This window comes from Pseudomonas viridiflava (assembly GCF_900184295.1).
GTDB lineage: Bacteria > Pseudomonadota > Gammaproteobacteria > Pseudomonadales > Pseudomonadaceae > Aquipseudomonas > Aquipseudomonas viridiflava.
Genome location: NZ_LT855380.1, coordinates 3,794,853 through 3,807,383 on the forward strand (window position 1 = coordinate 3,794,853; position 12,531 = coordinate 3,807,383).

General features: G+C 57.8%; 13 protein-coding genes. 6 read left to right on the forward strand and 7 right to left on the reverse strand.

Translation table 11 applies throughout. From position 1 onward, the window contains the following. Positions 1-84: 84 nt before the first annotated feature. Together CFBP1590_RS17035 and gntR are read right to left on the reverse strand one after the other, a co-directional pair. The gene (locus tag CFBP1590_RS17035; protein ID WP_029243772.1) at positions 85-1,056 is read right to left on the reverse strand and encodes a YncE family protein; all 972 of its coding nucleotides are present in this window, start codon (positions 1,054-1,056) and stop codon (positions 85-87) included. A 303-nt stretch (positions 1,057-1,359) separates the two neighbouring features. Beyond that, a complete protein-coding gene (gene gntR / locus CFBP1590_RS17040; protein WP_088235565.1) occupies positions 1,360-2,376 on the reverse strand; it encodes an HTH-type transcriptional regulator GntR in 1,017 nt (338 codons plus the stop codon). A gap of 282 nt (positions 2,377-2,658) precedes the next feature. On the opposite strand from gntR, the gene CFBP1590_RS17045 reads away from it, so the two are divergent. The 6 genes from CFBP1590_RS17045 to CFBP1590_RS17070 all read left to right on the forward strand — a co-directional run bounded on the left by CFBP1590_RS17045 (position 2,659) and on the right by CFBP1590_RS17070 (position 7,678). Then, positions 2,659-3,147 (forward strand): gluconokinase, encoded by a 489-nt coding sequence (locus CFBP1590_RS17045; protein ID WP_004882665.1) that lies wholly within the window; start codon positions 2,659-2,661, stop codon positions 3,145-3,147. 103 nt (positions 3,148-3,250) lie between these two features. Continuing rightward, positions 3,251-4,603 (forward strand): GntP family permease, encoded by a 1,353-nt coding sequence (locus tag CFBP1590_RS17050; RefSeq protein ID WP_004882666.1) that lies wholly within the window; start codon positions 3,251-3,253, stop codon positions 4,601-4,603. A gap of 590 nt (positions 4,604-5,193) precedes the next feature. Further along, complete coding sequence (csrA, locus tag CFBP1590_RS17055; protein WP_002554157.1) at positions 5,194-5,382, forward strand: carbon storage regulator CsrA; 189 nt, start codon at positions 5,194-5,196, stop codon at positions 5,380-5,382. A 279-nt stretch (positions 5,383-5,661) separates the two neighbouring features. Continuing rightward, complete coding sequence (locus CFBP1590_RS17060) at positions 5,662-6,411, forward strand: hypothetical protein (protein ID WP_134672675.1); 750 nt, start codon at positions 5,662-5,664, stop codon at positions 6,409-6,411. Next, positions 6,411-6,830 (forward strand): phage holin family protein, encoded by a 420-nt coding sequence (locus tag CFBP1590_RS17065; RefSeq protein WP_058431131.1) that lies wholly within the window; start codon positions 6,411-6,413, stop codon positions 6,828-6,830. The genes CFBP1590_RS17060 and CFBP1590_RS17065 overlap by 1 nt, the downstream gene beginning before the upstream one ends. Continuing rightward, positions 6,827-7,678, forward strand: coding sequence for a DUF3618 domain-containing protein (locus tag CFBP1590_RS17070; protein WP_058431130.1), 852 nt, complete (start codon positions 6,827-6,829; stop codon positions 7,676-7,678). Before CFBP1590_RS17065 ends, CFBP1590_RS17070 begins: the two co-directional genes overlap by 4 nt. An 82-nt stretch (positions 7,679-7,760) precedes the next feature. Here the strand turns inward: CFBP1590_RS17070 and CFBP1590_RS17075 are convergent, their stop codons facing one another. The 5 genes from CFBP1590_RS17075 to CFBP1590_RS17095 form a co-directional block, all read right to left on the reverse strand. Beyond that, positions 7,761-8,000, reverse strand: coding sequence for a DUF465 domain-containing protein (locus CFBP1590_RS17075; RefSeq protein ID WP_029243776.1), 240 nt, complete (start codon positions 7,998-8,000; stop codon positions 7,761-7,763). A gap of 57 nt (positions 8,001-8,057) precedes the next feature. Further along, the gene (locus tag CFBP1590_RS17080) at positions 8,058-8,996 is read right to left on the reverse strand and encodes a ketopantoate reductase family protein (RefSeq protein ID WP_029243777.1); all 939 of its coding nucleotides are present in this window, start codon (positions 8,994-8,996) and stop codon (positions 8,058-8,060) included. A 92-nt stretch (positions 8,997-9,088) separates the two neighbouring features. Continuing rightward, positions 9,089-10,486: a hypothetical protein gene (locus CFBP1590_RS17085; RefSeq protein WP_029243778.1), complete on the reverse strand. Its 1,398-nt coding sequence runs from the start codon at positions 10,484-10,486 to the stop codon at positions 9,089-9,091. Positions 10,487-11,195: 709 nt separating this feature from the next. Next, entirely contained in the window at positions 11,196-11,474 is a 279-nt protein-coding gene (locus tag CFBP1590_RS17090; protein WP_029243779.1) for a DUF1652 domain-containing protein, read from the reverse strand. 537 nt (positions 11,475-12,011) lie between these two features. Further along, positions 12,012-12,494: a GNAT family N-acetyltransferase gene (locus CFBP1590_RS17095; RefSeq protein ID WP_004887208.1), complete on the reverse strand. Its 483-nt coding sequence runs from the start codon at positions 12,492-12,494 to the stop codon at positions 12,012-12,014. Positions 12,495-12,531 lie beyond the last annotated feature (37 nt).

The window sequence follows — 12,531 nt, forward strand, 5'->3', positions numbered from 1 at the left end:
GCGCGGTGCCAGGAGAAACATTCGGCGTTTGTCTGGCGGAAAATTCTCGAAGCGCTGGTGGCGGCGGGATCGGTGCCGGTAACGCTACAGCGTGTAGATGGAGATCCAGTTCATGTCGGTGTGAGTGCTGTACAGGCGGGTACCTGCCCCGTTCAGCACCGAGCCTCCCATAGACGGGAAGAAGGCCACGCAACTGACCGTTCCCTTGACCGTGTCGATTCTGTACACATCGAAGTTGCAGGTATAAACCGCGTACACGTAACGGTCATCCGGCGTGATGCCGATGATGCTGACCGGATAGCCCTGTGCGCCGATTTTCTCGCGGTAGAACATTCTGCATGTGGTCGCATCGACCACGTATACCTCATCAATGCCACCGACGTACAAATGGGTTCCGTCCGAACTGACTGCCAGTGACCTGGGATCGGTGAAGCCAAGAATATCGTGCTGCAGGTAACTGATCGTACCGATCGCGGAGACGGCTGTCGTGCCGATGCCATCCACCAGTGCCGAGGCATATACACGGTCGTTTCCCGGACTGACGCCAAGTGCCAGCGAGGCATTGGACAAGGTACCCAGATCGAAATCGTTGACGACGCTGTAGTGCTCCGTCTCGATCTGGCGGATCAGCCCGCCCGGTGCATACTGGAACGACAGATAAATGAACCGGCCGTCCAGGCTGCAGACGATCCTGTTGACGCTGCCCGAGGGAATGACCCTGATCACCTCGCGCGTGAGGGTATTGATCACGAAGCACTTGTTATAGCCTGCCGTGTAGAGCCGACTGCCATCGGGGCTGAGGGTGATATCGCCCGCCCCGGCCCCCTTGATACAGCTCACCACGCTCGATGTCTCGACATCGACCACGCTGATTTCTCTACCGTTTTCATGAGACACATAGAGCGTCTTTTCATCGGGGCTGATGACGATTTCCTTGGGCACGAAACCCAGCGCAATGATGCCTGTCAGCCATGCAACGTCCAGCGGTACTCCTGCGCCGTCCGGATCTGCCATGTGGGTAAAAGCGTTTACGTCCTGAGATGCTTTTTTGTGCATGTCACTCACCTGTGAATAGGTCTCGCGAGACCGCCACGATGGGGGAAAGATAGGAAGGTACGGCCCCATCAACGAACGATGTGGCGACTGCACTTATGCCACCCGGATCCAAAAACCTCAGGTCATTGAATACTGGCCGGGACGGGTTGGGTACTGACAGAAATGACAGTTTGAGGCGGGCTGAAAGTGGTGGCAAAAAGCGCTTTCCAGGGTTGAAAGGCAACGCCATCGGGGGCTGGCGTCGAAGCCTGTGAGGCCTGTAAAGGCCGTTCACCATTGGTCAGCAATTTGCCCAGGGTTGAATCATGAACTCTCGCGAACCACCAGTTCAAACCCCAGATCAACCTTTGCCTGCTGGGGTACGCCGTCGAGCAAACCCAGCAGCAACTGCGCGGCGTGCTGGCCCACTTCCTGTCGCGGCGTGCGGATGGAAGTCAGGCGCGGCACCATGTGTGCCGAGCCCGGCAGGTCGTTGAAACCCACCAGAGAGACCCGTTGCGGAACGGCGACGCCAAGGCGCAAGGCCTCCAGTGACGCGCCCTGCGCCAGGTCATCGTTGCAGAAGAAAATGCCGTCGACATCAGGGTGCTCATCCAGCAGCCGGGCGAACAGTTCGCCGCCCAGGCCAATCGACGATGGCAACGGAGTCGTGACTTGCAGTTCGGCATCGAACAGGCCGGCGTCTTCCAGAACCTGACGAAAGCCCGCGCCGCGCTGCAATACGCGCGTATCGAGCTGGGCCGCCATGTAGGCCAGCCGCGTGCGTCCACGGCCGAGCAGATGAAGGGCTGCCTGAGCACCCGCCTGTTCCTGGGAGAAGCCGACACTGTAGGCACCCTGACGAGGGTCCAGCTCCATCATGTGCACGCAGGGAATGCCACTGGCTTCCAGCATCTGATGCGATGCAGGTGTGCGGTCGAAACCGGTGAGCAGAATGCCCCGTGGCCGGTTGACCAGATGGTTGCGCAGCAGCTTTTCTTCTTCCTCCGGGGAATAGTGATAGTTGCCGATCACCACATCCAGACCACGAGGGCGCAACACATCCTGAATCGCCTCAAGCGTCTCGATGAACAGCTGGTTGGACAGCGATGGCACCAGCACCACCACGGTCTGGCTGCAGGACGACGCCAGTGCCCGCGCTGCGGGGTTGGCGACATAGCCCAGGCTCTGAGCTGCGGCACGGACCTTTTCCACCAGTTCCGGCGCCACGGTCGTGACGCCACGCAATGCACGGGATGCGGTAATGGGGGAAACCGCGGCAAGGCGGGCAACTTCGTTGAGGGTCGGACGGCCGGTAGAGCGGGAACCAATGCGTATCATGCGTTGCCAACTAACATAGGGGTTGCCAAATGTGTCGAATGCCCCATAAGGTAGCGCTGTCTCATGGACCGTGACAACGCTTTATCGCTGGTTTCACATTTGCCGCCCGCGCCGGGTCGCCACGGAGAACAGCCTCCGATGTGTATTGTTGAACCCAAAACAACGACAAGAACTGGAACAGCTCAGGCTGGACAAGATGTCCACCGGATAAAGACAGCGCTGTCTCCAGATGAGGTGCCTACTGTGACAACTGCGAAAACTGCTATTTCCGCCCTCGTGGTGATGGGTGTTTCGGGCTGCGGCAAAAGTGCTGTGGGTGCCGAGATTGCCCTCAAGAGCGGAGGTCGCCTCATCGAAGGTGATGCCTTCCATCCACCGGCCAACATCGAGAAGATGAGCGCCGGAACCCCCCTCAACGATGACGACCGTGCCGGCTGGCTGACCCGCCTGGGTGAAGAAATGGTCGCGGCGCTCGCCCGTGGCGAACACCCTGTCCTGACCTGCTCGTCCCTCAAGCTGATTTATCGCCAGCGTCTGCGCGACGCCGTTCCGGGTCTGGGTTTCGTTTTTCTGGAACTGACCAAAGAACTCGCTGCCGAACGTTGCTCGCACCGCCCGGGGCATTTCATGCCGGCAAGTCTGGTCGACAGCCAGTTTGCAACGCTCGAGCCTCCGTACGGCGAACCGTTGACACTGGTGGTTGATGCAACCCAGTCCATCGAAGAGATTGGCACGCAAGCGGCAGCCTGGTGGAAAGACTCCCACGCCTGATAAAGGCGTGAGTGCAAAAGACAGCGCTGTCTTGCACACACGAAGCACGGATGGCGCTAGCAGTTGCTGGTAGCACCCTAGAATAATAACCGGAGAGACACCCATGTTCGGTATGACCCACGAGACGTTTCTGCTAGTCGATGCGTTGGTGACCATCGTCGGCCTTGTGCTGCTGATCACCCAATTCAAGGTCCACCCTTTCGTCGCGCTGACCCTGGCGGCTGGCTTCCTCGGCCTGACCTCCGGGATGCCGGTGGAAAAAGTCATGAAATCCTTCCAGGACGGCTTCGGCGGCGTACTGGGCTTTGTCGGCATCATCCTCGGGCTGGGCACCATGCTCGGCAAGCTGATGGCCGATTCGGGTGGCGCGGATCAGATTGCGCAGACCCTGATCCGTACCTTCGGTAAACAGAAAGTCCACTGGGCGATGATGTTTTCTGCGTTTCTGGTGGGCATCCCGCTGTTCTTCGAAATCGGCTTCGTGCTGCTGATCCCGCTGGTCTTCATCGTCGCGCGTCGCACCGGTGTGTCCATCGTCAAGATCGGCATCCCGTTGCTGGCAGGCCTCTCGGCCGTGCACGGTCTGGTTCCGCCGCACCCGGGTCCGCTGCTGGCCATCGGCATCTTCGGCGCTGACATCGGCAAAACCATTTTCTACGGCCTGATCGTCGCATTACCGACCGCAATCATTGCAGGCCCGATCTACGGCAAGTGGATCTCCAAATACATTCCCGGCACACCGTCACAGGAATTGATGGATCAGATCGCCAAGGAATCGAGCACCGAGAACCTGCCAGGTTTCGGCATTACGCTGGTGACGATCCTGCTGCCCGTGTTCCTGATGCTGCTCAAGACCTTCGCTGACGTTGCGTTGCCGGAAGGCAACATGTTCCGCATCTGGATGGACCTGATCGGTCACCCGATCACTGCCCTGCTCGCGGCCTTGCTGCTGGCGTTCTACACCTTCGGTGCCGCACGCGGTTTCGACCGTACCAAGATCATGAAACTGCTGGACCAGAGCCTGGCCCCGGTCGCCGCCATCGTACTGATCGTCGGTGCCGGCGGTGGCTTCAAGCAGATGCTGGTCGCCAGCGGTGTGGGTGACGTGATCGGCCACATGGCGGTGCAGGCGCAGATCAACCCGATCATGCTCGCCTGGCTGGTGGCGGCGGTGATTCGTGTGGCAACCGGTTCGGCGACTGTCGCCACCATCACCGGTGCAGGCATCGTGGCGCCGGTCGTGGGCCTGATTCCAGGCGTGAACCGCGAGTTGCTGGTGCTGGCCACCGGCGCGGGCTCGCTGATCCTGTCGCACGTGAACGACGCAGGCTTCTGGCTGGTCAAGCAGTACTTCAACATGACGGTAGCCGAAACCTTCAAGACCTGGACCGTGATGGAAACCATCCTCTCGGTTGTCGGCCTGATCTTCATCATGCTGCTATCCATGGCGCTTTAAGCTTAAAACGTCCAGCACCTTTGCGGGCCAGCAGGCCTGCAAAGGTGCAAAACGTCACCGCTCTGCCCTTCCGTGTTTCCCGCCTGTCCCCCTTATTATCTTCCTGACCCAGCCCGCCCCTACATAACCTGCGTTTGCTGCCGACAACATGACAGAGCGATTCGATGCGCGTCTGCGAAACCTGTCTGAAAGCTGTTTCCTACGAGCGCCTACAACGCTTTCAGTTGAATTTTCGGAAAGCTCAGGCAATGTTTCAAAGTCATGCCTACGCTTAGGAACAACGCGGGATCAGGCCGCTCAATCGCCTCCAGCACAGTCATGGCAAACCCGATTTGTGCGCCTGATCACGTTACTTTTTAAGTTGCACCAGTAAATACGGGCATTCTCAGGCCAAAACGGGCAGAATTGGCGCACTCGTCGTGCCGTGGATGCAAATCCCGATGACAAGAAAATGAACCGAGGGAATTAAATTCACCACCGCAACGTCTTATGGCGGATGCATTTGGATGCACTCGGCAACAATCACCACGCAAAGGCAAACGCCAGCCTCTTGAGAGAGGCATTTTCAAGAGGCCATCAAGGAAAAGATTATGTTGATACTCACTCGCAAAGTTGGCGAAAGCATAAATATCGGTGACGAGATCACCGTGACGATTCTTGGCGTTCAAGGGCTTCAGGTCCGGCTGGGCATCAACGCACCCAAAAATGTGTCTGTACACCGTGAAGAGATCTACAAACGCATTCAGGCAGAACTGGCTCCAAACCAGGACCCACAATAACTCCCTCGCGACACCCCCTTATTCAATGCTGATCTGCTCTTGCGGCAGGTCATCAGCCGTACGGCGTCTCTCATGACGCCGTTTTTTATGCCCGCCGTTTCGCTGCCCACTGCGGCACTACCATTTGTCACCCTCTCGGAACATCGCCAAAAAAACACCAGTCGACTCTCTGCAAGCGAGCACATCAATGCCAGCCCGTAGTACGCAGTGAGCCGAGCATTCTCTTTATCTGGGGACAGAAAACGGTGAATGATGATGGTGACTACCAACGAAACTTCCATGAGCGGCAATGCCCATACCGGCAGCACGAGCGGCCAGGATCACCTGCACGGACTGCAGGATGACGACCAGCGCAACGCACATGGCAACACAGAAAATGTCGCCCGACAGGGAGGCGAACACTTCGAGCAGTACCGCGACAGCGCTGCAGAGCAGATAGAGAACCTTGCGCAGAACGCTCAGTCGGCGGCGCAGCAGATTGACAGCAATGACACCCTGGGCCTGTCGGGGTACGTCACTGACATGGCGCAAGCGATGACCCGGCTCGCCGACAACCTGCGCAGCAAGAACGCCGAGCAACTGTTGCAGGATGCAGGCAGGCTCGCCCGGGAAAATCCGGTCCTGTTCATCAGCGGCAGCGTGGCGCTTGGCCTGGGTCTGTCGCGGCTGCTGAAAGCGTCCACCTCTTCGAACGACGCGACCTCCGACACGAGCTTTTCTGACAGCCCAATGTCTGGAAGCTCGACATCGGGTACATCGGCATCAGATCCGTCGACATCCGGGTCGTCGAATCAGAGTGATCTGACGGATGTCGACTCGTCGGCCCCTTATGATCCCATCAGCCCGTCGGCGCTGGCCGCCGAAGAGATGGCCGCGACCCACCCACACGACAATGACGTTGTGCACAGCGCGCGCCCCGGAACAGGGATTCCTGACAGTCCGCCCATGACCGAATTCAACGACGATCTGGACGATGAAGTCACGCGTGACGGCTCGTCCAGGTCCGGCTTGTCCAAAGGAGACGTGTGATGAGTACCCCACCCAATACTCAGCAGGACAGAAACCCTGAAAATGAAACGTCGGTGCTGAGTCTGATCCGCCAGTTGGCGCATGAAGTGCCTGCGTTGGTGACCAAGGAAATGGCGCTGGTGAAGGCGGAATTTCGTGAGTCGATTCAGGCGACCAAGCAAGCAGCCACCACCGTCGGTATGGGTGCCGTCGTGATGCTGGGCGGCCTGATCATGGTGCTGATGGCCGCCGTCTATGCCTTGAGCTACGTCATGGAACCCTGGCTCGCGGCACTGATCGTCGGTGTTGCGGCTCTGGTCATCGGCTTCTTCATGGTTCAGGCGGGCAATAAAAAACTCGACGCTTCGAACCTGATTCCCGAGCGCACCACCAGCACCCTGCAAAAAGACAAGGAAGCCATTCAGAGGAAAGTCTCATGAGCATCGACAGCAGCTTCGACACACCAGAACATTTTGAAGAAGAATCGAAAAAGAGCCCGGAAACCCTGGAGCGGGAAATCGATCAGCAACGCTCCAGCATCGGCAACATCGTCGATGCGCTGGAAAAGAAAATGTCGCCCGGTCAACTGGTCGATCAGGCGCTGGGCTATGTGAAGGACAACGGTGGGGAGTTTTTCGGCAATCTGGGCAACAACGTCAAGGCCAATCCAGTGCCTGCCGTGCTTACCACCGTCGGCGTGCTCTGGATGATGATGGGTAACAATCGTCCGGCAACGGGCGGCTCGTCCAACGGTTCTTCGGTCCTTGGCAGCGTCACAGAGCGCGCTGGCAGCATGGCTGGCTCGGTCAGCGACAGTCTGGGAAGCGCCAAGGCCCGGGTGCAGGAAACCGTGTCGCATATGAAGGACAAGGCCAGCACGTTCAAGGACAAGACGTCCCACATGACCCACAGCGTGCGCGACACCTTTTCGGGCAGTTCCGGCAGCTCCGACTCCTGGCAGGACGCAGACCTTACATTCCAGGAGAAACGTGAGCACATGAAGAGCAGTACACGGCAACTAGTCAACGAGCAGCCTTTGACGCTGGCAGCCATGGGTATTGCGGTGGGAGCGCTGATCGGTGCCGCGTTGCCTGTTACGACGAAGGAGCAACAGATCGTCAGGCAGGCACGGGAAAAACTGAGGGGTAAAAGCGGTTCTCTGTCTTCACCTTCGTCGTCGCCGCCTACTTCCAGCAGCTACAGCAACCTGCCCGGGACAGAGCACGATGGCAACGGTACAGGCGCGTCTTTCGCCAGTGAACGTCCCACATCGCCGGGACTCGGTTGAGGGTATGATGGAGCACTGAAAACGGCCCCTCGGAGGGGCCGTTTTCATGATTGGCCAGCTGTTGTTCAGGCAGCGAAGCCGTTTATATTTCGGAAAGACGCTGGACGATCCGGTCCTTCACAAGCAGACGCTTTTCCTTGAGTGTCCTCAACGCGTCATCACCGATACCGCCCGCCGACCCTTTTTCGGCATTAAGCACCTCGACGTCGGCGCTCTCATAGTCATTGAGCAATTGCTGCAGCCTAGCGTCCCGCCTGCCCCGCTCGGCAACCTCGTCTCGGGTCAAGCTCAAATCCGCGAACAAATCGTGTTTGACTGGCATGAGTAGCACCTCCAAATGACTACTTGAATGCAGGGGTAACCGTGACGATTTCAGACCTCACGGCTGTTCCCGAATACGGCGTGCTTCGTACGCCCTGACATGAGTGCAGGCAACGTCCAGCACCGACAGTTCATTCGAAACGACACCCAGCGCGTTACGCCTGATCAGCATATCGCCCAGAATCTGTTCGACCTCTGTGGGTGTACCCCGTTCGATGTCCCTCATCATCGAGGCCGTGAGTGTCGAGCCACGCGCAGTCAGCAACTCGACCTGGCGCTGACGGACCTTTGCATCCGGCGGGTAACCGGCAGCCAGCGCAATCACTGCGCATTCGGAGAGTGCTTTCAGGATCAAACCCTCTCCACCTGCGTCCAGCACATCGCCGACCGATGCGCGCATGCTTGCAGTAATCGCCGCCAGCGTGGCGATGAAACACCACTTGTCCCACATGGCCTGCACAATGTGCTGACTCAGGTTGGCTTCGAAACCCGCATCGGCCAGGGCTTCGGCAACCCGCAGAATTCGCGGGGTCAACGCGCCACTCAGCTCGCCGAATGACAATTGATGCATCTCGTTCAGGTGCAGAATCGCACCGGTCGAGTCGCGGTCTACGGAAATCAGACACTGCCCGCCCAGCACAGCGTCCTTGCCGAAGCGCTTGGTCAGGCGGTCAAGGTGGGCCATGCCGTTGAGCAGTGAAAGGATCAACGTCTCCGGCCCCACGGCAGGCTCGAAGGCGTCCATTGCGGAGTCCAGATCGAAAGCCTTGCAACTGAGCAGGATCAGGTCGAAAGGATCGGCAAGCCGGTTGGCAAGCACGTAAGGAGGCGACGGGTACTGAAAGTTGCCCTGTGGACTGCGCACCACGAGCCCGTCACGGTCCAGCTCTTCCGCCCGGCCCGGCCGGACCAGAAAGGACACCTGACGCCCGGCCTCCAACAGTCGGCCACCGAAATAGCCACCGACAGCCCCTGCCCCAACGATCAAGATACGCATGGCCCTGAATCTCCTGGTTGTGCTGTTCTACAGAACGCTGGCGGCATTCGAGCACCCTGGCTCAGGGACATTGCCCCACACCCCGCCTGCCATCAGGCCTGAAAACGCGGTTCCAGCTGCAGGAACCCGGCCAGACATGAAGTATCGACGGCAGAGGCCTTTTGTTGCAATCGCGCCGTGACGGCCTGAATCACCACACGACTGGCATCATGATGAAACTGCCAGACGCCATAGATTCGGCCGTCGAACGAAGGCTCGCTGCCCAGCTGAGGATCAGCCCCCAGCCCAGCACCCAGGCCGAACAGGTGAAGCCCTTTCAATCGCCGTCCGTTCTGATCCATAGGGCAGCCCGCCTGATCAGAGTCCAGGCCACCCTTGGTCTCACGCAGGGTGATCAGGCTGCCGTCACCATGGCGCATCACAGGCAACTGCGGTTGATAGCCGGAACACTGCACCACCACACAGGACTCGGCCAATGCGAGTCTGGCCTTTTCGAATGCTCCGGCGGGACCGTCACTGGTCTGCAACAACTGCACACGCACACCGGTTTTACCGATACGACCGTGCTTCAACGCCTCGCGACCAATGTCCAACGCCCGGTAGCGCAGCCCGCCGGAGCGATTGATGCGCCCGGAAACCGGACAGACATCCAGCTGAGAGTCGAACACATAGCCCGCAGCTTCTGCCTGCTCGGCACTTTCGTAAAACAGCCTGATCCGGGTTCGATGGATCAGCGTCAGCTCTTCCAGCCCTGCGAACTCCAGAGCATCGGCGAGGTTCTCCAGCATGGAAAAGGCACTGTGCGAACCGCCGACAACAGTGATACGGCTACCGCTGGCCAGCGCCAGCGCAAACACTTCGCGCAACTGAACCGCATTCATGCGCAGCAGCCGGTCGGCACTCTGGATATTGGTGGCCGGTGACAGTGAAAGCCCCTGTTGCGCAAGACTGTCGATCAGGTGCTGCGGATCCTGACGTCCGCCGAGGTTGAGCACGAGCGTCTGGCAGCGCACGAGTCTGGCGCAGCCTTCCGTCTCTACCTTGAGGCAAAACTCGTCATCCTCGCTGATCACTTCGGTGATGGTCGTGCCATGCCAGACCTTCACCCCGTAGCAGCGCGTCAAGTGCTCCAACACCAGTCGCGAGGCTTCGACCATCAGTTGGCCCACATCAGACAACTGAGGCGCACTTTGGGCCTGACCACGAATACGCCAATAGGCCGGTGAATACTCCAATGGCTCGAAGATCTCGCGCAGGGCCGGGTCACGCAGGCAATCGATGAAAACGTCTCCTACCGAGTTGGCAGTGATCCGGTATTGCCCCAGCGCACCGGTACCGGGTCTGTCGCTGGCATCGATGACCGTCAGTCCACTTGCAGCAATCTCCGCCAGCGTGCCGCTTTTCAAGGCATTGAACAGAAAGCCCATACCGGCAAGCCCTGCTCCGCCGACGACACAACCGCAGACTGTTTCCAAGGATTTTTCAAACATGATGATGCTCCATCGTCATAGCCAAACGTTGGTGCATTCCAGAAGTTCTGGATGATCGAATACCTGGCCAACACTGCAAACCAGCGTCCATGCACAATTTAAAAAGAGAACCCCACAACACAATAAACAGCGCACGTGCAGCGTCACCAGAACTCGGCTGAAGGCTCCGCTGTTTTTATCAATGGACATGAGCTGTTACATACACTGATCAGTGTCTGCAGTCTGCTCGACACTCGAGCCGCAGGAAAAAAACGCACCACGCTACCGCCAAACCTTCGAACGAGGTTCAAACGCGAGGCATTAATCAGAAGGGTTTAAGCACAACGAAGCGGGCGGGTTGAAATGATAGTTGCAAAGAAACCACAAAGTGTCAAATAAGCCACTGCAGCATCCGCCCTGACCTCACCCGTTGCAAGTACCTGATTTTAAAAGATCACACAGTTAAGCCAGGTGAAAAACACTCAGGGTGGCTTTCATAAGGACACAATGAACGACTTTTATTTTCTTCATGACGCTCAGCAAAACTTACAAAAATCCAGCGCCGACTTATTGACTGAAAGGGACATCGCGAGCGGAATGAAACAGATGATGACGTGAAGCAGGACGAACCCGGATGAGGACGTCCTGCGCTTCAAAAGGAGGAGGGCCCGACCTGAGCAGATCGGAACCGGGCAGCTATAAGGAACAGACCACACCAACGCAGATGTGATCAGGCCGTACGGTATTGCTTCTGCCGGATACCTTGGTGGTCAGGCTCGTCACGCAATTCGCTGCGCAGTTCCGAGACCAGATTCGATATGTCGCGAAGGCTTTTCAACCTGTGCGCAGAGATACCGGTCACCAGCAATTCAACCCGGCCTGAATCCGGGTCGTTGACCTGCACCGTCATGCAATAGTCCGGTGCGATCGTACAGGTACAACGCAACGGTAAAAACGCACTTTCGACGATACTGCGCAGTTCCAGAGTAGACAGTCCACTCGCGATCATCTTTCTATCTCCTTATTGTGTAAGCGCTGCCGGACTCCAGCAGATTACTGTCGCTATTTATAATAAATTAACTGAAACCCGGCACACCCTTGCCTGCCAATTAATTGTCGCCACTTACTTGATCCTTGACACTCTTTATACGCCAGCCTCTATCGACTCGGCAATGTGCAGCGTAGATCACGCCTTGCCGCAACAAACGTGTTTATTTGTAACTAAAGTCAGAAAAAACGATTCACTGTAGGCGTTCAAGCGGCGAAAGGCATGATCTGCGTCATTAAAGGGATATTGCGCGGGCTTTGACATGATCTTGGAGTGACGAACGGTCACGAAATCGATTATGGCTGTTCACTTATGAAACACCTCAAGCACGCTTTTCTGACCGTGCAGGCGGCTTGCACTGGACGTGAGTCACCGAGGGGAAAAGGTAACCTGAGCCATGCGCCCGGTTCACTGAATCCGTAGTCTGTACCATTTGTGACGCGGAGCGTCACGGGATGCATGCCCATGCAGCGCGATGGGCACGATCAGTATCAGGCGTCATTCCACGGATCGGGGCAGCCGGAAGTGGATCACCGCAACCCGCGCACCTTGCTTGTCACGTCGTTCTTCAATGGCATAAGGACGGAAACCCATGCGCGGATAGAACAGCAGACCCGGAACGTTATGGTTGTAGCAGGATGCGATGAGCTCGGTGGCTTCGTGCTTGTCGAAGGCAATGTCCATCATGCAACTGATCATGTAGCGTCCCACGCCTCTTGCCCTGGCCTTGGGGGCGATGATTACGTTGCCCAGCGCACAGCGGTCGCGAAAATCACAGCGTGAGAAATTGGCGTAACCCACCACTTCGCCGTCCATTTCGATCACGGTGGAGTCGTAGCGGGTCTCCAACGCGTCCACCAACTGGGCCGGCGTGAAGGGATAGGTGGCCCGGGGGAACATGTAGAACAGCTCGTCGGCATTCTGGGGCAGCTCGCAGACGATCGGAATGTCTTTTTCTTCCAGGGGGCGATGTAGAAACATTGAGCGGTAACCTCTTGAAGAAATTGAAGAACCTACA